General features: G+C 28.6%; 25 protein-coding genes. 19 read left to right on the top strand and 6 right to left on the bottom strand.

Annotation, left to right across the window (positions count from 1 at the left end; translation table 11 throughout):
• Window position 1 precedes the first annotated feature (1 nt).
• Together ABIN17_03605 and ABIN17_03600 are read right to left on the bottom strand one after the other, a co-directional pair.
• Window positions 2-1,300 carry a pilus assembly protein N-terminal domain-containing protein gene (locus ABIN17_03605; protein ID MEO0284143.1) on the bottom strand — a complete coding sequence of 433 codons (1,299 nt, stop codon included), beginning with the start codon at window positions 1,298-1,300 and terminating at the stop codon, window positions 2-4.
• Window positions 1,297-1,683: a hypothetical protein gene (locus ABIN17_03600; protein MEO0284142.1), complete on the bottom strand. Its 387-nt coding sequence runs from the start codon at window positions 1,681-1,683 to the stop codon at window positions 1,297-1,299. The genes ABIN17_03605 and ABIN17_03600 overlap by 4 nt, the downstream gene beginning before the upstream one ends.
• Before the next feature lie 281 nt (window positions 1,684-1,964).
• Here ABIN17_03600 and rpsQ point away from each other — a divergent pair, with 281 nt between their 5' ends.
• Genes rpsQ through ABIN17_03555 form a run of 9 tightly spaced genes read left to right on the top strand, consistent with a single transcriptional unit; the run spans window position 1,965 to window position 6,159 of the window.
• A complete protein-coding gene (rpsQ, locus tag ABIN17_03595; GenBank protein MEO0284141.1) occupies window positions 1,965-2,243 on the top strand; it encodes a 30S ribosomal protein S17 in 279 nt (92 codons plus the stop codon).
• Window positions 2,240-2,608 (top strand): 50S ribosomal protein L14, encoded by a 369-nt coding sequence (gene rplN, locus ABIN17_03590; protein ID MEO0284140.1) that lies wholly within the window; start codon window positions 2,240-2,242, stop codon window positions 2,606-2,608. The genes rpsQ and rplN overlap by 4 nt, the downstream gene beginning before the upstream one ends.
• Window positions 2,609-2,929, top strand: a complete 321-nt coding sequence (rplX, locus tag ABIN17_03585; GenBank protein ID MEO0284139.1) for a 50S ribosomal protein L24 — start codon at window positions 2,609-2,611, stop codon at window positions 2,927-2,929.
• Window positions 2,930-2,931: 2 nt separating this feature from the next.
• Window positions 2,932-3,501, top strand: a complete 570-nt coding sequence (gene rplE / locus ABIN17_03580; protein MEO0284138.1) for a 50S ribosomal protein L5 — start codon at window positions 2,932-2,934, stop codon at window positions 3,499-3,501.
• Window positions 3,485-3,673, top strand: a complete 189-nt coding sequence (locus ABIN17_03575) for a type Z 30S ribosomal protein S14 (GenBank protein MEO0284137.1) — start codon at window positions 3,485-3,487, stop codon at window positions 3,671-3,673. Before rplE ends, ABIN17_03575 begins: the two co-directional genes overlap by 17 nt.
• 1 nt (window position 3,674) lies before the next feature.
• Complete coding sequence (gene rpsH, locus ABIN17_03570) at window positions 3,675-4,070, top strand: 30S ribosomal protein S8 (GenBank protein MEO0284136.1); 396 nt, start codon at window positions 3,675-3,677, stop codon at window positions 4,068-4,070.
• Between the two features lies 1 nt (window position 4,071).
• Complete coding sequence (gene rplF, locus ABIN17_03565) at window positions 4,072-4,623, top strand: 50S ribosomal protein L6 (GenBank protein ID MEO0284135.1); 552 nt, start codon at window positions 4,072-4,074, stop codon at window positions 4,621-4,623.
• A complete protein-coding gene (gene rplR, locus ABIN17_03560; protein ID MEO0284134.1) occupies window positions 4,623-5,000 on the top strand; it encodes a 50S ribosomal protein L18 in 378 nt (125 codons plus the stop codon). The genes rplF and rplR overlap by 1 nt, the downstream gene beginning before the upstream one ends.
• Window positions 4,969-6,159: a glycosyltransferase family 4 protein gene (locus tag ABIN17_03555; GenBank protein MEO0284133.1), complete on the top strand. Its 1,191-nt coding sequence runs from the start codon at window positions 4,969-4,971 to the stop codon at window positions 6,157-6,159. Before rplR ends, ABIN17_03555 begins: the two co-directional genes overlap by 32 nt.
• A gap of 3 nt (window positions 6,160-6,162) precedes the next feature.
• Here the strand turns inward: ABIN17_03555 and ABIN17_03550 are convergent, their stop codons facing one another.
• Complete coding sequence (locus ABIN17_03550) at window positions 6,163-6,882, bottom strand: hypothetical protein (protein ID MEO0284132.1); 720 nt, start codon at window positions 6,880-6,882, stop codon at window positions 6,163-6,165.
• Complete coding sequence (locus ABIN17_03545) at window positions 6,879-8,726, bottom strand: S8 family serine peptidase (GenBank protein MEO0284131.1); 1,848 nt, start codon at window positions 8,724-8,726, stop codon at window positions 6,879-6,881. The genes ABIN17_03550 and ABIN17_03545 overlap by 4 nt, the downstream gene beginning before the upstream one ends.
• A gap of 37 nt (window positions 8,727-8,763) precedes the next feature.
• Between ABIN17_03545 and ABIN17_03540 the strand changes: the two genes are divergently transcribed.
• The 10 genes from ABIN17_03540 to ABIN17_03495 all read left to right on the top strand — a co-directional run bounded on the left by ABIN17_03540 (window position 8,764) and on the right by ABIN17_03495 (window position 17,435).
• Complete coding sequence (locus ABIN17_03540) at window positions 8,764-9,177, top strand: Rrf2 family transcriptional regulator (protein MEO0284130.1); 414 nt, start codon at window positions 8,764-8,766, stop codon at window positions 9,175-9,177.
• Window positions 9,178-9,239: 62 nt separating this feature from the next.
• Window positions 9,240-9,410, top strand: coding sequence for a winged helix-turn-helix domain-containing protein (locus ABIN17_03535; GenBank protein ID MEO0284129.1), 171 nt, complete (start codon window positions 9,240-9,242; stop codon window positions 9,408-9,410).
• A gap of 21 nt (window positions 9,411-9,431) precedes the next feature.
• Window positions 9,432-10,748: a hypothetical protein gene (locus tag ABIN17_03530; protein MEO0284128.1), complete on the top strand. Its 1,317-nt coding sequence runs from the start codon at window positions 9,432-9,434 to the stop codon at window positions 10,746-10,748.
• A gap of 3 nt (window positions 10,749-10,751) precedes the next feature.
• Complete coding sequence (locus ABIN17_03525; GenBank protein ID MEO0284127.1) at window positions 10,752-11,963, top strand: hypothetical protein; 1,212 nt, start codon at window positions 10,752-10,754, stop codon at window positions 11,961-11,963.
• Window positions 11,964-12,079: 116 nt separating this feature from the next.
• The gene (gene ispH / locus ABIN17_03520; protein MEO0284126.1) at window positions 12,080-13,012 is read left to right on the top strand and encodes a 4-hydroxy-3-methylbut-2-enyl diphosphate reductase; all 933 of its coding nucleotides are present in this window, start codon (window positions 12,080-12,082) and stop codon (window positions 13,010-13,012) included.
• Window positions 12,999-13,919 (top strand): site-specific tyrosine recombinase XerD, encoded by a 921-nt coding sequence (gene xerD / locus ABIN17_03515; protein ID MEO0284125.1) that lies wholly within the window; start codon window positions 12,999-13,001, stop codon window positions 13,917-13,919. The genes ispH and xerD overlap by 14 nt, the downstream gene beginning before the upstream one ends.
• On the top strand, window positions 13,894-15,051 hold the full coding sequence (locus ABIN17_03510) for a hypothetical protein (GenBank protein MEO0284124.1): 1,158 nt from the start codon (window positions 13,894-13,896) through the stop codon (window positions 15,049-15,051). Before xerD ends, ABIN17_03510 begins: the two co-directional genes overlap by 26 nt.
• Before the next feature lie 26 nt (window positions 15,052-15,077).
• Entirely contained in the window at window positions 15,078-16,151 is a 1,074-nt protein-coding gene (locus ABIN17_03505) for a DegT/DnrJ/EryC1/StrS family aminotransferase (protein ID MEO0284123.1), read from the top strand.
• 107 nt (window positions 16,152-16,258) lie between these two features.
• Window positions 16,259-16,408 (top strand): hypothetical protein, encoded by a 150-nt coding sequence (locus tag ABIN17_03500; GenBank protein ID MEO0284122.1) that lies wholly within the window; start codon window positions 16,259-16,261, stop codon window positions 16,406-16,408.
• A 589-nt stretch (window positions 16,409-16,997) separates the two neighbouring features.
• The gene (locus ABIN17_03495; protein ID MEO0284121.1) at window positions 16,998-17,435 is read left to right on the top strand and encodes a hypothetical protein; all 438 of its coding nucleotides are present in this window, start codon (window positions 16,998-17,000) and stop codon (window positions 17,433-17,435) included.
• A 35-nt stretch (window positions 17,436-17,470) separates the two neighbouring features.
• Here ABIN17_03495 and ABIN17_03490 read toward each other — a convergent pair whose 3' ends face one another.
• Together ABIN17_03490 and ABIN17_03485 are read right to left on the bottom strand one after the other, a co-directional pair.
• Window positions 17,471-19,054 (bottom strand): hypothetical protein, encoded by a 1,584-nt coding sequence (locus tag ABIN17_03490; GenBank protein MEO0284120.1) that lies wholly within the window; start codon window positions 19,052-19,054, stop codon window positions 17,471-17,473.
• Window positions 19,035-19,307, bottom strand: a 273-nt coding sequence (locus ABIN17_03485) for an ABC-2 family transporter protein (protein ID MEO0284119.1), incomplete at its 5' end; no start/stop codon positions are given. The genes ABIN17_03490 and ABIN17_03485, both read right to left, overlap by 20 nt.

The following is a 19,307-nucleotide window of genomic DNA, read 5'->3' as shown; positions in this document are numbered from 1 at the left end:
ACTACTCTTTTTCTTTCAAGGTTTCAAGAACATAGAAATCATTTGTGTAAGCGTCCCAGAAACCTGATAAACCAATTGTTTCAAAAAAGGAAAAGGGAACAAATAAAACCTTATCAAGAATTTTCACCTCAGGCTGAAGCGGAAAAGCAACCCCATCTATTTCAAGAGTTGACTTTTCAACTGAAAGAAAAGATTTTCTTTTACCAAAATTTATTTCAGCTAACTTTCCTTCCTCTATCCATTTATACCATATATCAAGTTCTTTTTTAAATAAATCTGAAAGTTCAAAATAGGTATTACCATCAATAATTTTTGTAGGAATATAAAATTCCTTTGTTTTTGTCCCTTTAAAAATATGAATCTGTGCTGCTCCTCTTTCATAGGGTAATACATAAGGCGTGACAATAAAAACCACATCCTTTATAACATCATTACGAGTAACCCTTGAAAATAGTAGCTTCCCGAGTAAAGGAATTTTACCGAGGATTGGCAAATAACTTCTAAATTCCTGAACATTTTTCCTTTTTAACCCCCCTATCAGAATACTCTCACCTGGTAAGAGTTTAACTTCAACTTTTGCATTATTCTTTCTTATAGCAGGTATAACATAACCTTGAAAAGTAACAGCATTTGCATAATCAAGATCAGAAATTTCTGGTTCCAAATTTAATATTATATAACCTTCATCATCAAGTTTACCTGAAATTTTAAGTTTTACACCGTATTCTTTCCATTCAATAGTAGCAGTTCCAAGTGCCTGTGCTATAACCACAGGTATCTCTCCTCCACTCAGAAATTCTGAGGTTTTGTCTTCAAGAACCACAAGGGATGGATTTGATAAAATTTTCAATATACCCTTTTCCTCAAGAAAATTAAGTGTACTTGATAAATTAGTTGTTCTCTTTATGGGTCCAATATCAAGAGGAAAAGTTTCTGGAATTTTATATTCTGAAAATCCGAGTTGCTTTAGCCAGTCCCATCCATAATCTGAATTAACATTTCTTTCCACTTCAAGAACCCAAACATCAGTCCTCAAAGTTTTAGGTTTATAAAATTGGAGGGGATCTCTTTTTTTAATTACACATTCTATTTCCTGAGTTCCTCTATCTGTAAAAATAATCATATTTGTTACACCTTCCTTCAGAGCATTCAGTAAAACCTCACGGTCAGAAAGGAGTCTCATTCCCAAAATATCAGGATTGCCGATAGCAACACTTTTAACGGGTCTCACAAACTTAAAAAGTTTTGAATATCCCTCAAATAATACGAGATATGAAACAATAAACAGTTTTAAAATCATTTTTCCACCTCTTCTTTTTCAAGATAAAAGGTAAGTGATGTATTTTGAAAAACATTAATTTCTTTAATTACCTCTTTATAATTTTTAGCAGAAAATTTAAATCTGTATCTTCCAGGAGGAATTATTAATTCTTTCTTTCCCTTTTCAAGAGTATAAGGTGGTAAAGGGGTACCAAGTATAACCAGTTTAACATCCGGAATATTTTGCATGGTTTTTGCATCCATTACCTCCAACATAAGTGAAACCTTTTGAAGCTCAGGTTTAGTCATAGTTTCTTCAATAGGAACTTCTATTTTATAAGGATCCGACTCTGGGGAATAATAGAAGCATCCCCCACTGAAAATCAAAATTAAAGCCCATCTGATCGTTTTCATCGTTTTCATTTTAATATTTTATTATTTTAAATTAAAAATTTTCAAGCTACAATTTTAAAAAAAAATTTTACAAAAGTCAAGGTTATGTAGAATACCATAAAAATATTGATTTTTTTTGGCTCAATAAGTGAATTTTTGCGCACTACCATAAAATTATAGAATAATGGTAATTTTTACCTTTTCCCATTACTCAGTTATTATAGAAATTTGATTTTTGAAAAAAATTTTGTTATAATTTTATACTTGAATTTTAAAAAATAAACTCTTATAATTTAACTTTTAAAACAACCATGAAAGGAAAAAGGAAGGAATTTACCGGTATAGTTGTTTCTGATAAAATGGATAAAACCGTCGTTGTGCTTGTAGAAAGACGGGTGAGGCATCCCTTGTATAAAAAAGAAATAAAGAAAAGGAAAAAATTCTATGCTCATGATGAAAAAAATGAATGTAAAATAGGAGATAAGGTAAGAATTATGGAAACAAGACCGCTTTCAAAATTGAAAAGATGGAGAGTTGTTGAAATAATTGAAAGGGCACCAGGATTTGAGGAAGAAGGAGGAGAAAAATGATACAGCAGCAATCAAGACTTAAAGTTGCTGACAATACAGGTGCTCTTGAAGTAATGGTAATTAGAGTTCTTGGCGGGAGTTCAAGAAAATATGGCACTGTAGGAGATATATGCAGAGCAACTGTCAAAAAAATAGGTACAGGCTCACAGATAAAGGAAGGTGAAAAGGTTTGGGTTGTAATTGTTAGAACAAAAAAAGAAATAAACAGAAAAGATGGTTCAACAATAAGATTTGATGATAATGCAGCAGTTATTATTGATCCGAGTGGGGAGCCAAAGGGAACAAGAGTCTTTGGTCCAGTAGCAAGAGAACTAAGGGAAAAGAGATTTATGAAAATTGTTTCTCTTGCTCCGGAGGTATGGTAAATGGCAAGGAAGATCAAAAAGGGCGACCAAGTTATGGTTATATCTGGAGACGATAGAGGGAAAATTGGTAAAGTTATTAAGGTTTTACCGGAAAAAGAAAGAGTAATAGTGGAGGGTGTAAATATAGTAAAAAGGCATAGAAGGTTTATAAGTGCTGATAGGCCCCATGGTATAGTTGAAATGCCTGCACCCATTCATATATCAAATGTCTCACTTTTATGCCCCAATTGTGGAAAAAAAACAAGAGTGGGATTTAGGTTTGAAGGAGAAAAAAAAGTGAGATACTGTAAAAAATGTAATGAAACAATTGATAAGATGTGAAAATGGCAAGATTACTTGAACATTATAAAAAAAATGTGGTTCCAAAGCTAATGAAGGAATTCAAATATAAAAATCCCTTTGAAGTTCCCAGAATTGAAAAAGTAGTTGTTAATGTAGGATATGGTGAAGCAGTAAATGACCCAAAATTAATAGAGATAATTCAGAAGGAAGTTGCTAATATTACAGGACAATGGCCGAGTATAAGAAGAGCCAAAAAACACGTTGCAACCTATAAGTTGAGAAAAGGAATGCCCATAGGAGTTAAGGTAACATTAAGAGGAAAAAGGGCTTATGAATTCATTGACAGAACAATAACATTTGCCTTACCCAGGGTAAGAGATTTTAGAGGTTTAAAAAGAAATTCATTTGATGGAAGAGGAAACTACAATTTTGGGCTTGAGGAATATATAGTTTTCCCAGAGGTAGATATAGATAAGGTAAAAGTAAATTTCGGTATGGATATTGCAATAGTAACAACAGCAAAAACTGACTATGAGGCATTAAGGCTTTTGGAGGAACTGGGATTTCCTTTTGAAAGAAAAAAGGAGGTAAAAAGTGGCAAGAAAGGCTAAAGTTATGCGATGGCTTATGTATGAACCAAAATTTAAAGTAAGGTACAGAAACAGATGCAAAATTTGTGGAAGACCAAGAGGATACCTGCGGAAATTCGGTATTTGCAGAATATGCTTCAGAGAATTAGCAGTTCAGGGTTTAATTCCCGGTGTAAAAAAGGCAAGCTGGTAAAATGGTTAATGATAGCATTTCTGATATGCTTATAAGAATTAAAAATGCACTAATGAGAAAAAAAGATAAAGTTAGAGTGAGTTATTCAAAATTACTTGAAAGGGTAGCGGAATTAATGAAAAGGGAAGGATTTATTAATGATTATGAAATTAAGGGTGAAGGTGTTAAAAAAGAATTAATAATACAATTGAAATACGATGAAGAGGGTAATCCATTAATTACTGATGTCAAAAGAGTTTCAAAACCTGGAAGGAGAATTTATGTAAAAAAGGACAATATTCCCTGGGTTAATAATGGAATGGGCATTGCAATTTTGTCCACTTCAAAAGGAATAATGACAGACAGAGAAGCAAGAAGATTAAAAATTGGTGGTGAACTTTTATGTGAGGTATGGTAAAATGAGTAAAATAGGGAAAAAACCGATTTTAATACCGAAAGGTGTTGAGGTTAATTTAACCGGTAATATATTAAAAGTAAAAGGTCCTAAAGGAGAACTTAAGCAAGTTATACACGAAAGTGTTGAAGTGGAGATAAAGGATGGAGAGATCAGGGTAAAAAGAAAAAAGGATGAAAAAATTGCTAAGGCAATGCACGGAACAACAAGGTCACTGATAAATAACATGATTAAAGGTGTTACAGAAGGATACGTTAAGGAACTTCTTGTCGTGGGTGCTGGTTATAAGGCAGATTTAAAAGGAAAGGAACTCATACTTGATGTTGGTTATGCTGAACCCAAGAAATATATAATTCCTGAGGGAATCAAAGCAGAAGTAAAAAGAGAAGGACAAAATATAAAAATAAGAATTGAAGGAATTGATAAGCAGAAAGTGGGACAGGTAGCTGCAGAAATCAGAAGAATAAGGGAACCGGATCCTTATAAAGGTAAAGGTATAAGATATTTAGATGAAGTAATAAGGCTCAAACCCGGAAAAGCAGGAGCGGCAAAATAATGGATGTAAAAGAAAAAATATTAAGACGAAAAAGAAGACATAAAAGAGTTAGAAAAAAAGTAATTGGGACACCTGAAAGACCAAGATTATGTGTTTATAAATCAAGAAAACATATATATGCACAGATTATAATTGATCCACCTTTTGGACCCTCAAAAGTATTAACAGGAGCCTCTGACCTTTCACCTGAAATAAGAGATGAAATTAAAAACATTAAGGGTAAAGTTAAAAAAGCTTTTTTAGTAGGTAAATTAATTGCAGAAAAGGCAAAAAAACTTTCTATTACAAAAGTTGTTTTTGATAGAGCCGGTTACAAATACCATGGAAGAGTAAAAGCACTTGCTGATGGAGCAAGAGAAGGAGGACTTGAGTTTTAATTTCAAAAAAAAATTAAAAATTCTATTTATATCCCATGAATTTAATAACTATTCTAATGGTGAAATTAAGTTTATTTACAATTTAGCATTACACTTTTTAGAAAAAGGAAATGAGGTTCATCTTCTTGGTTTCGGTGCAGATCCTGAAATCATAGAAAAAAAAGCAGAATTTCACAGAATTAAAAGAATTGTTGAAAGACCAATTTTTTTAAAATCATTAATATTTCTTATTTTTTCAACAATCTTTGTTTTAAGAAATAGAAAAAAATTTGATCTGATTCATGTTTCAGGTCCAAATATTTTTACTTATCATCACATAAATACCTGTCAATTTGTTCATTCTGTTTACAAAAGATATTTAAAATTTTTTAAAGTTCCTTTGATAAGAAAAATTTATGACTCTTTCAATTATGTTTTTTTTTCTTTTCTTGAAAAAATTATTTACAAGAAATCAAAAATAATAATAGCTGTTTCTGAAAAAATAAAAAAAGAACTTATCAATTTCGCAAAAGTTAATCCTTCAAAAATTGAAATAATTTATAATGGCATTAATCCATCTGAATTTCCCTTTAAATCAGAAAAAGAAAAAGAAGAACTTTTAAAAGAATACCCCTCTTTGAAAAATAAAACAATTTTCCTATTTACAGGTGATATAAAAACAAACAGAAAGGGGGTGGAATTTTTAATTAAAGCCTTTAGAGATTTAAATGATGAAGCTTTTCTTTTAATAATTGGAAATGAAAAAAATTCCCCTTATCCTTATCTGGTAAAAAAATTAAACTTGGAAAATAAAATAAAATTCTTAGGATTTAAAAAAAATATCTCATTTTATTATAGAGCATCAGATTTTTTTATCTTCCCGAGCCTTTATGATCCCTGTCCCATAGTAGTGTTTGAAGCCATGAAAAGTCTTACACCCTGTATTGTTTCTGATAAAAAATTTTGCGGAAGCGCTGAAATAATTGAAAATGAAAAAGAAGGTTTTATAATAAAGAATCCTTTCAATACTCATGAAATAAAAGAGAAAATTTTAAAGGCAATAAAAAATAAAGAAAAAATAAAAGAAATGGAAAAAAATATAAAAGAAAAAATAAAAAAAGTATATTTTGAAAATATTTTTAAAAAATATGAGGAAATTTATTACAATTTACTTTCTTAACTTTTATTTAATTATTATTTTACCCCTTTTTATTTTTGGTAAGGGAAGATAATTGCCATCAGAATCAGTAAGAACTATCTTTAAGGGAATTATATCTGACACCCCCGTATTATTTTTTGAGAAATAAACATTCAAAACTTTTCCTGAACCTGAAAAGTAAAGAGCACCCCTCTTTTTTGTAACAGCAAAAAATATAGTATCTTGTTTCACAGTGCTGAAAAATAAATCATCCTGACTCCATATTGAGCCCTTCTTTAAACTATCCACTTTTAAAAAGGAATTCTCAAAAAGAATTCTCCCTGAAATACCAAAAATTTTATTGCAGTTATAAATTTTTAGAGAAAGATTAAAACTTTTATCAGTTTCAAGATAGATGGGTTCAGGAACTAAAATATAATCAGAAGGCACAGGAGTTTTTACATTTAAACTTGTTTCCTTTACATTTGAACCTTTTACTTTTATCAAATATTTATAGGCAAAATCAGGGTTTAAAAGAGTATCTTTAAAACTATTTATTAAACCTCTATGAGAAAATTTCAAGGGTGAATAAGGTTCCTGGAATCTCACTATAATTACAGAATCAACATAATCAAAATTTTTGATTTCAAGGGAAAGCTCAAGAAAAAATGGTTTTAAATTTATAACTTTTACTATAACTTCTGGCTCTCCCTTCTTACAGAATAAGAAAAATAAAAAAGAGAAAATTATAATATACTTTTTCATTTTACAATCACCCTTTTTTCCTTATCAATTTTATCTTTTTTATTATATAAAATAAAGAAAATACCTTTATAATTGTAAGGAATAAAATTATTATAATTTATTTTTCTTCCTGAAATATCAAAAATTTTTATTTTCTTTAAATCGGCTTCAATTTTCCTTTCAAAAATAACTATTTTACCATCTGACTCTTCATAAGTAATATTCAAAAGTTGAGATAAAAATTTTTTTATTTCTTTATTATTACTTGCTCTGTAAAGTAAATAAAAGAAATCACTTTTTTCTTCAATTTCTGGAATAAAAGTTGAAAAGGAATTTACAAAATAATTTAAAGGATGAGTTAGACCAAAATTTTTACCAATTGTTAAAACATCCTGTTCATTTATTACTCCATCACCGTTACAATCGGCAAAAGTAGCCATTCTTGGAATCCATTTCTGTGCAGGCTGTGGGGAAAAATTATCCCCAAGGTTCCTTGCAGGTCCTGTTAAACCAAAGTAAATTCCAAGAGGTAAGACATCCATTTCATTAACAATTCCATTTGCATCAGCATCTCCTGGATAAACAATGTATTGAGTTTGGGCAGAAAAGGAAACTGCCTTTTCAGCAGAAATTCTTCCAAATCCATAAATTGTATCATAACCCTTTTTTCCAAGATCAACTGCTGTTCCGGTCAAAATTCTCCTTAAATCAAGATTTGTTAGATATTGGTCAAGGGAAAGACAAAGGGCTGCTATTCCAGCTACATGAGGGGAAGCCATTGATGTTCCTTGAAAGAAAAAGTAAGCAAAGGAATCAACACGAGGTTTTCCCTGTGATTCGTAACATGTATTCTGTAAAATTCCATCTGCGTAAAGATCATTATTTCTATCAACAGTTAAATCCCCTCCTGGTGCTACAATATCAAGACCAAAACCGTATTGAGAATAATAGGAAAGGGAGTCCCTGTAATCTGTTGCTCCCACTGCAATACATTCCTTAAAACCAGCAGGATAAGAAATTTTTGAAACAGAACTATTGCCTGCAGCTGCTATTAATAAAACACCCTGAGTGTAAGCATTTTTTAAAGCAAGATGTATAACACTCATTCCTGTTGAATCTCCCGGTGGTCCTCCAAGACTCATATTTATAATTTTTGCACCATTCTGGACACCAAAGGAAATACCCTCTGCAATCTGTGAAGCACTTCCACCCTGAGGACCTAAAACCTGAGCAAGAATAATGGATACAGAAGGTGCAATCCCCGCAACTCCTATATTGTTATCAGTAGTCTGTGCTATTGTTCCCAAAACATGTGTGCCATGAGGTGAAGATGGGTCAGGATAAGGGTCATTATGGTAAAAATCATAAAGAGCAAAAATATTTATTCCCTGTAAATCAGGTGCTATGTGATAATAACCATCAGAACTAATAACCTCATTTTGCTCATAGGGAGGAATAGGACCATTTCTGTAAGCAAATCCATCATCAAGCACAGCAACCTTAATTGAGGAACTCCCAAAACCAAAATTCCAGGCTGTTTCCATTCCTATCTTTTTAAAGTGCCACTGATAAGGATAATAAGGGTCATTAGGAATATAAAAAGGTCTCAAGATGGCATTTTTTGTTACCCTTTTAACACCTTTTAAATTTTTCAATTTTTCTATTACATTTTCAATATCTTCCTTTTCTGGATCAAATTTAACAACAAAAAAGGGAAGGTATTTACTCACATAAGAAATTTTAAAACCCTTTTCAGAAATCAGATTTAAAACTTCAGTTTTTAAACCATCTTCACATATTACCACTACTTCATCTTTTTTATAATTTGAACTTAAAAGGAAAAATAAAAAAAGAAATATTTTCATAAAAAAATTATAGTGATTTATAATTAAAAATTCAAACATGAGAATAAAAAGGGAAACGGATTATGCGATAAGAACAATTCTTTATATGAGTCAGAATCATAAAAAAATTTATAGTGTAAAGGAAATATCACAAAAAACACTTGTTCCAAAAGAATTTCTTTCAAAGATAATCCAGAAACTTAAAAAAAATAGAATATTGAAATCAATAAGAGGTATAAAGGGAGGTTATTCTTTAACAAAGAAACCAGAGGAAATTTCTCTCCTTGATATTATATTAATTTTTGAAAAATCTCTTGCAATGAACATCTGCGCCGTAGAAAAAAAGTACTGCAATCTTTCAAACATATGCTCAGTACATCCCGTATGGGTTGAGATAAGAAAATATGTTGAGAAAAAATTAAAAAAAGAAAATTTTTATAAACTTGCAAAAAGATATAAAAAAATTTTATAATTAAAAGAGGACTAATTTAGTCCAGTTTAAGGTTCAAATCCTTTATTTAAAAGGAGGGAAATATGGAAGAAAAAATTTTAGAAATTCTAAAAAAAGAGGGAAAACCAATGAGACCTTCTGATATTGCAAAAAAAGTAGGAATGGACCAAAAGGAAGTTTCAAAAATCTTATCAAAACTGAAAAAGGAAGGAAAAGTTATAATACCAAAAAGGTGCTATTATTCAGTAAAATGAATTAGAATAAGGAGGGTCAATATGTATCCAATATTTTATTTACCCCAGATAACCTCTGGGTGGCTTATAGCAATATTAGCTACCTTTCATATTTTACCTTCCCATCTTTCTACTTCTGCTATGTGGTTTAATGTTTATATGGAATGGAAGGCTTATAGGGAAAACAGGGAAGAACTCCTTGAATTTGTTAGAAAATTTGCCCTTTTACTAATTGTTTTTGCTTATATTTTTGGTTCTCTTTCAGGTGTTGGAATATGGTTTGCTACAATGGTTGCATCTCCAAGAGGAATTTCAGGAATAATTCACAATTATGTTTGGGGTTGGGCTACCGAATGGGTATTTTTTATAATTGAAGTTCTTGGAATATTTGTCTATTACTATACTTTTGGAAAAGTTGATAAGAAAACTCATCTTATAATAGGGCTTATCTTTGCAATCGGGTCCTGGACAACTATGGCTATAATTGTGGGTATTCTCTCCTTTATGATTTCAACAGGTAAATGGAACTTAAATGGAAACTTCTTTTACGGATTTTTCAATCCCAACTACTTTCCTCACTTTTTATTAAGAACTGTATTAATGTTTTCCATAACAGCACTTTACGCAATATTTATAACTAATTTTGTAAAAAATGAAAATGTTAAAAATGAAGTAATTAAAAAAGCTTCATTACTCGGTATTTTAAGTATACTTATTTCCATTCCTTTTTTATATTTATATTTAAAATCTTTACCATCCTACTCAAAAGAAATATATCCCCTTCTTGTTACAAAGGGTCTTAAAATGGGATTTATCATACCTTTAATTATTTTATTTTTATATTTTGTTTTAAACACCTTTACTACACTTCTATCAAAATTCCTGCCTTCTCTTTTAATGATAATAATTTTATTTGGAGGTATATTTGCAGGTGAAAGGATAAGGGAAATATTGAGAAAGCCCTACATAATTCCAGGATTTATGTATTCAAACTGTATTATAGGTTTTGACCATAAAGTAAAAGGAGTTGAAAGTGATGTATCAAAATTAAATGGGAAGGGAATTCTTGAAATCTATCCCTTTACACCTCCAGAAATGAAAAATATTAATGAAAAAAATATTGTAAAAACAGGTAAATTAATAGCACTTATTGAATGTTCTCCATGCCATTCCTTAGAAAAAAAAGGAGTAAGACCTTTAAAAGGAATGATAGAGAGAATAGGTTTTGAAGATGTTGAAAGTATTATGGAATTTCTTGATTTAATGGGTGAAAATTATAAATATATGCCCCCATTTTTTGGTAATGAAATAGAAAAAAGAGCTTTAGCTGAATATTTAATATCTTTAAAAGGGAGGTAAAAAATGGAAGTTAAAAATACAATTAAAATTTTACAGGACCAAATGGGAGTACCCTTTTTCCCAGTTGTATTTCAATTCCTTATGGTTTTAACCTTTACTCTTCATATATTTTTTGTTAATTTAGCAATCGGAACACTTTTGATTTCTCTGTATTTATCCTTTAAAAGAGATGAATTCAGCAAAAGACTATCATCCTCTTTAATTAAAATGACACCAATCTCTATTTCACTTGCCATACTTTTTGGTATAGCACCCCTCCTTTTTGTTCAGGTAATATACGATGCTTTCTTTTATACAGCAAGTACTCTTCTTGGATTTTATGTGACACTATTCATATTTTCAATGATGATTGCTTACACTTCAGTATATATCGGATATTACAATAAGGAAAAAAAGGAAGGTATTTTTAAATTTTTTGTTCTTTTAGCTCTTTTACTCTTTTTTTTCTCTGGTTTTATAATTCATTCAGTCATCTATTTATCCCTATTACCTGATAAATGGATGTCCCTTTATACATCACTTTTACCCGTTAATACCTCAGGTCTTAACTTAAAGTATTTCCAAATTTCAAGATTTTTGCATTTTATAATACCCTCTTTAATTCAGACTGGAATTATCATAATGCTTTATTCGGATTACTTTAAAAACAGAGAGGATTTTGAAAAAAATTATCTTGAATGGTCTTATAAATTTGGGTCTAAAATTGCCCTATTATTTTTGATTATACAGATTTTAATTGGAATATGGTTTTTATTAGAAGTTCCCTTTGAATTTAAATTTTTCTTTAACCACTTTCTTATCGTGGGAATCATCTTTTCTCTTGTTCTCTTTTATTTCCTATATGTAAGTTCAAAGAAAGTTTATTCATTTCCCAAAATCATTTTACTTTTATCACTTATTACAATTTTCCTTATGAGTTATGCAAGGGAAATTTTGAGAATGAATTATCTTTCTCAGTACGGTTATTCAATTTATAACTACAAGATGAATTTAGATATTGGAAGCACCCTTTTATTCTTTCTTACTTTTGTTATGGGTCTTGTAATTATTTCCTTTATCCTTTACATATCTTTTAAGGCAGGAAAAGTTAAAGGTGTTTACACTTCCTCAGAAAAGGAAATAAAATGGGGGAAATTTAGTATTATTCTTATGGTTCTCTGGCTTGCAATTGTAGTTCTACTGGGTATTATTATAACAATAAAAAATATATCATAGAAATTATGATAAAAATCTGCTAATAGGAGGATAAAAGGAAAAATTAGGTAAGAAGTATAATCTTTTAAATGATTATATTTTTTGAAATAATTAAAATTTAAGGTTAAAATATTCCTATGGGATTTAAAATTTATCTTGCGAAACCAAGAGGCTTTTGTGCAGGTGTTGAAAGAGCAATAGAAATACTTGACCTTGCTTTGAAAAAATTTGGTCCCCCTATTTATGTAAGGCATGCAATTGTTCATAATGAGAAGGTGGTTAAGGAATTTGAAAAAAGAGGGGCAATATTTGTTGAGGATATTGAAAAAATTCCAGAGGAAAGTATTTTGATATTTTCAGCTCATGGTGTTTCCCCGGAAATCAGGGAAAAGGCAAAGAGAAAAAAATTAAAAGTAATAGATGCTACATGCCCGCTTGTTACAAAAGTTCATCTTGAGGCAAAGTATTATGCAAAAAATGATTATTTAATTCTTTTAATAGGTCATAAAAACCATGTGGAAGTTCAGGGAACCCTGGGTGAAGCACCTGATAAAATAATTGTTATTGAAAAAAAAGAAGACATAGATAAACTTGATGGAAAAAAATTTGAAAAAATAGCAATATTAACACAAACAACTCTTTCAGTTGATGATACGAAGGATTTAATTACGGAAATTCAGAAAAGATTTAAAAATATAGTTAAACCAAAAGCAGATGATATATGCTACGCAACCCAAAACAGACAGGACATGGTAAAGAGATTAGCTCCTTTTACCGATATATTTCTTGTTATAGGATCGCAAAAAAGCTCAAATTCAAATAGATTAAAGGAAATAGCAGAAAAATATGGAGCAAAGGCATACCTTATAAATGATAAAAGTGAAATTCCCTTGAAAGAAATTGAAAATATAAAATCACTTGGCATAACCTCAGGTGCTTCAACACCAGAGAGTCTTGTTCAGGAAATTATTGAGGAATTAAAAAAATATGGTGCTGAAGAGGTTATTGAAATAAGGGGAATAGAAGAAAATATTAAATTTTCCCTACCTTTAGAACTTGAATCTTTTTGATTTAAAAAATAAATTTATTGAATATATTCTACTTGAAAGAGGTTATTCAATAAATACAAAGGAAAGTTATGAAGATGACCTTGAAAAATTTTTTATATTTATAAATAAAAATGAAATTGATTTATTTGAAATTGATAACCTTGATATAACACTTTTTATTGCTGAATTAAAAAAAGAAAACTATTCAGAAAGTTCAATTTTAAGAATTTTATCTACTTTAAGAAGTTTTTTTAAATTTTTATCAGAAAGGGAAAATTTTAAAAAGGATCCGACACTATTAATAGAACTTCCCAAAAAATCTCTAAGATTACCCTATTTTTTAACCTATGAGGAATTTGAAGCCCTAACTAGCTCAATCGATATTGAAAAACCTTATGGATTAAGAGATAAAGCTTTAATAGAACTTTTATACGGTACAGGAATGAGGGTGAGTGAGGCTTTAAATTTAAAAAGAAGTGATATAAACTTTGAAGAAGAAGTAATAAGAGTTAAAGGAAAAGGTGAAAAGGAGAGAATAATTCCTGTAAATAAAATATGTCTTTTTTACCTAAAAGAATACATAGAAAAAGAAAGAAATAAAATTTTAAAAAATAAAAACTCTGATTTTTTGTTTTTAAACAAAAATGGAACAAAATTAACAAGAGTTGGATTTTGGAAAATATTAAAAAAATATTCAATAAAAGTAGGGATTAAAAAACTACATCCCCATATATTGAGACACACTTTTGCTACCCATATGCTTTTAAATGGTTGTGATTTAAAAACTTTAAAGATAATTTTGGGACATTCTTCAATCTCAACTACACAGATTTATACCCATGTAACAAGAGCACATTTACATGAAGTAATTGAAAAGTATCATCCGAGAGGTAATTTTAAAAATGGTAGATTTTCAAAAATTACATAGGAATAAATATATAAAAAACATTTATGAAATAGCAAAAAAATTGAAAAAGGAAATCTTCCTCGTTGGTGGTGCAGTTAGAGATTTAATTTTAGGTAAAGAGGAAATAAGAGATTTTGATTTTGTTTTACTATCAGACCCCAAGGATTTTGTTGAAGAACTCTCAAAAAAATGGAAAAAATCTTATAAAAGTTATCCCTTTAAAACCTATGAATTTGAATTTGATAATTTTGAGTTTGATTTTGCAATGGCAAGAAAGGAAAGTTATTTAAAGGAAGGAAGTTTGCCCCAAATTGAAAAAGCTGAAAGTATTGAAGAAGATTTAAAGAGAAGGGATTTCACTATTAATGCAGTTGCCCTTTTAATTTACCCTGAAATGAAAATAATTGATGTTTATAATGGAATTAATGATATTAAAAATAAAAAAATAAAAATTTTAAAAAATGAAAGTTTCCGTGAAGATCCTACAAGAGCAATAAGAGCAATAAAGTATAAAGTAAAACTTAATTTTGATTTAGAAATAACTGAAAAAGAATTTGAAATGGCTAAAAAATTTATTAAAAATGTAAGTTTTCCAAGAATAAAAAAAGAAATAAGAGAAATAAGCATATTGAAAGAAAGAAAAAAAATCATTGAAGAACTTTTAAAATTTAACCTTTTAAAAAGTTATTTTGAAGAAAATCTGGAAGAAGAAAATAAAATATTAAAATTTCTTGAACTTTTTGATAAAAATTTAAAAAATTTTTCAAAAAAAGACTGGATCTATATTCTCGCAATAATTCTAAAAAATGAAAATTATATAAAAAAAATAGATTTATTTCTTGAAAAAAATGAAAAGAGAGAACTTTTAAATTCTTTTAAAAATCAAAAAAAAGAAAAGTGTTATGAAATGAAGGATAAAAGTTTATTCATTTCTCTTTTAAAATCAGATTTTCCTTATTATAAAATTAAAAGTATTATAAAAAACTTTTGTAATTTAAGAATTTTTGTTAACGGTGATTTTTTAATTAAAATGGGATTTAAAGGTGAAAAAATCGGTAAAATTCTAAAAGAAATAAAAATAAATAAAATAGAAGGTAAAATAAAGGATAAATTTGAGGAAATAAAATTTATTGAAAATTATTTTAAAATATGAAAATTCCCTACTTTAAAATAAAGTTAATGGAGGAAGAAAAAACTTATTTACTTAATGTTCTTGAAAAAGGGCAATTATCCTTCGGAGAGGAATGTTTAAAATTTGAAAAAAATATTGCAGATTTAACTAAAAGTAAAGCTATTTTTGTTTCTTCAGCTACTACAGGTCTTCATCTTGTTTATAAAGCACTTGAAATAGGTAAATATGATGAAGTTCTCGTCCCCTCTTTTACTTTCACAGCAACAGTCGAACCTTTAATTCATCTTGGTGCAACACCAGTTTTTGTTGATGTCATATCAGAAAAGTATCCTGTAATAGATTTAAAGGATGCTGAAAAAAAATTATCAAAAAGAACAAAAGCACTTGTTTTTATGCACTATGCAGGATTTATTGTTGATATGAAAGAATATATAGAATTTTGTAAGGAAAATAAAATTTATCTTATTGAGGATGCAGCCCATGCTTTCCCAGCCGAGAGAGAAAATAGATATGCTGGAACATTTGGTATAGCAGGAGTTTATAGTTTTTACGGTAATAAGAATCTTCATTTAGGTGAGGGTGGTATGGTTTTAACAGATGATGAAAGGTTATATGAAAGAATAAAATTATTGAGAAATCATGGTATAAAAGATTTATCTGTAGAAAAGGAAGATCTTGTATCTGATTATGATATAAGTTTTCCTGGATTTAATTTTAGACCAACTGAACTTCAGGGTGCTCTCGGGAATATTTTATTTAAAAGACTAAAAGAAAGGCAGGAAAAAAGAAAAAGAATTTATTTTAAAATAAGAGAAGAAATTGAGGGTAAATTTACATTTCCCTATGATAAAAATGAACCTTCTTCCTATCATATAAATCCTATTTTTACAAGAGATAAAAAAGAAAGGAAGGAACTTATAAAATATTTAAAAGAAAAGGAAATTCAGTGTTCCCATCACTATCCACCAGTTCATCTTTTTTCTTATATAAGTGAAAGATATGGAAGAATAAATCTTTCAGTAACAGAAAATTTATCAAAAAGGGAAGTTACTTTGCCCCTTTACCCTTGTTTAAAAGATGAAGAGGTAGATTACATAATTGAGGTTTTAAAAAAATTCTAACATAACATTCTCAATACTCTTTACTTTTTATAAAACATTCTCTGAAAAATTTTAAAGAGATAATAGATAATTTGAAAAGTAGATTAAAAATACTTAAAGACTAAAATATGAAAAAGAAAAAAAGTTTAAAAAATAATGATAGAGAGGAAAAAGTGAGGGAAATCATCAAATTTTTTGAAAAATATGGCGACAAGGCAACAAAGGATGCTTTTGGAATTAAGAAGAATTGCTGTATATTTATGGAAAAAGAAATTTAGGGAATCGCAAAGGTAAAATAGAATCCCTTATTCCTAAATCAAGAGCACCTATAAGGAGAAGACAAAGACTTTTTATCCTGAAATAGTTGAATTTATAAAAAGGAAAAGGTGGAAAGTGTCCCAGAATGGGGCAGGATACTTTGAAAGTGCTTCTTGATAAATTTTTTGGGGAAAGAAAAATAAAATCCCTTTCTGCATCAACTATTAAAATACCAAATCCAAAAGCATAAATATCTTTTTATGCAAAAACGGGTAAAGTAAAGGTATATTTTCTGTGCAGCTCTTTTAAAGACGAATTTTGGTTTTGCTTATGCTTACAAATCTTTGAGAGGTGAAATGCAAAAGATTTTATGAGAAAATGCTTATGTTGAAAGATTTAAAGAGGACTATACAAGAACATTTTGTAGGAGGCACTCCTTATAATCTTATTGAGCCAGAAAAATTCAATGTAAACCCCATAAATCTTTAAATAATTTTCTCCCCTTCTTTTATTTTTTAAAAAAATATATTAATAATCCTTATCAGCCTAAAATGTTATGGTATTCTACAATTAATTGAATTTTAATTACAAAAACTTTACAATTTAAATATGAAAAAAATAATTTTAATTTTTGTTTTAGTTTTTTTAAATAGCAGACTCTTTGCTCAAAAAGAAGTCCCCTTTACACTTGAAGATAGAGATAGATTAATAAGAATTGAAACATCTTTAAAAGAATTTAAGGAATATACTGAAAAAAGATTTGAACAAATTGATAAAAGATTTGAGCAGATTGAAAAAAGATTTGAACAAATTGAAAGAAGATTTGATCAAATTATTCATATTTTTATTGGGATTGTTGCTGCTTTTGCAGGGATTGTTGCAGTTACAATAGGATTTGCAATATGGGATAGAAGAACTGCATTACAGCCTTATTTAAAAATAAATAAAGAAATAAAGGAAAGAGAAGAAATAATTTTAAAAATTTTAAAGGAATATTCAAAGAAAAACCCTGAACTTGCCGAAATAATTAAAAATTTTGGACTATAATTTTATCAGAATTTCACATTATGCAATAAATAGATTTATTCAGGATAAAGAAATTTCTGGCTCTCCTCTGCCTCCCTTTTCATTATTTCCACTTCTTCTTCCATTGAGAAAACTGGATTTTGAGAGAATATTTTCCATGGAGGAGGCGGAATTTTTATTTTACCCGTGGTCTTAAGAGAAAGTTCTGTATCATCTACTTTTATATAAGCACCATATACACAAATTTCATATACAGAATCTTTTATTATTTCTTTGGAAATTTCAAAAGGTGAAAAATGAAAATATAAAATATTTTTATCTTTAGTCTTAATATAATAATAATCTACAGAAAATAATTCCATCAGGGCTTTTTTCTTGTTTTTTTCGTCCTTTATATATTCTCTCGAAACTTCACATTTTCCACATATTTTAAAAGGGACTTTTATTTCGGCTCTTTTATTCCACATAAAATCAAGAGGAAAAAACTCTTCTCCTTTTTTAGCGTATTTTATAATTAATGGAGACCTTTCTTGCACGGAATCACTTTTTATATAAAATAAAGGTGTTGAATCAGTTTTAACTTTTAAATAAAGTGAGTATTTTTCCCATTCATAAGTTTTTAAATTTAACAATATAACTTCTGTACCAGTGAAAAAACAAATTAAATCTTTGTTTATTTTTGAAATTTTAACAATCTCAAAACTTTTAAACAGGCTGTTTTCAGGAGTATATACTCTGTATCTATAAGTAGTAGTGTTGAATTCAATAAGATAATCGGCAAATTTATCATGATATTCATAATGAATGATAGGAACTATCCATATATTTTTATCTGTGATAAAGGAAGTAAAGATACCATAATCATTAAGTTCTGGAATCCTCGCTATACCTATTTTTTTTCTTTTATAATCAAAATAGCCAATACCCCCGGCTCCTTCATAACCTTCACCAGTATAAAAGTCTATAAGAAACCATATTTTATTACCGATAAGATAAAGATCTTTCGCCTCATACAAGAACACACTGTATCTTCCAAATTTTCTTTCACTTTCATATTTAAGATGAAATTTTAAATGCTCAGGTACTAATCTTTTAAAAGAAAAAAGGCTTAAGGGTGGTAAAGGAAATTTTTCCTTTTTTGAAGGAGTAAAGATTATAAATGTATCTTCCCTTTCTCCGTTTTTTCGCCCTTTTTCTAATTTTATTTTTAATGTATCTTTTATTATAAATTCATATTCTTTTTTTCTTTTTTCCGATTTAAACTTGCTTTTTGAAATATTTTCAAAACATTTTTTTTCAAGATTGAAATAAAGGCTGTATCCTCCACTGAAAACATTTTTAATTTCAACCAATTTTTTGAGAGAATCAATATTTACTTCTGCCTCTGGAAGGCGGTATGAAACAATTTCTTTTCCTGCCTCTTCTTTTTTAAAACAATAAGTAGAAACTTTATTTTCAAATTTTTCAAATATATAAATACCATTTTTATCTATAACAAGAAAATATAATTTATCATTAAATTCAAAAACTTCGTGAATTAAAGGAAAATATTCATTTAAGTGAAAATATCCGCCAAAAAGATAAGGAAAAAGAAAAATTAAAAATGCAATGACTTTTTTATTATATAGTTGCGCCTTCATATCTTTTTAGCCCCCTTATCCACATAAATTTAAAAATTAAGTAAAATATCAAAAGAATGAGGATTTGATAAAAAAGGAAAAAGAAATTTCTCTCTTTTAATAAAAATTTTACTGGATAGTTGGAAAGAATTATAACAGGAATTATTGTGATAAAAATTTTTCTGAAAATACCTTTATAAATTTTTTCTGGATATTTTGCAAATTCATAAAAATCATAAATTATGTAATAGAGATTGTAAACTTCAATTATCCA

It is taken from the genome of candidate division WOR-3 bacterium (assembly GCA_039803925.1).
Classification (GTDB): Bacteria; Hydrothermota; Hydrothermia; order Hydrothermales; family JAJRUZ01; genus JBCNVI01.
This window is presented reverse-complemented; position numbering and strand designations above follow the sequence as displayed.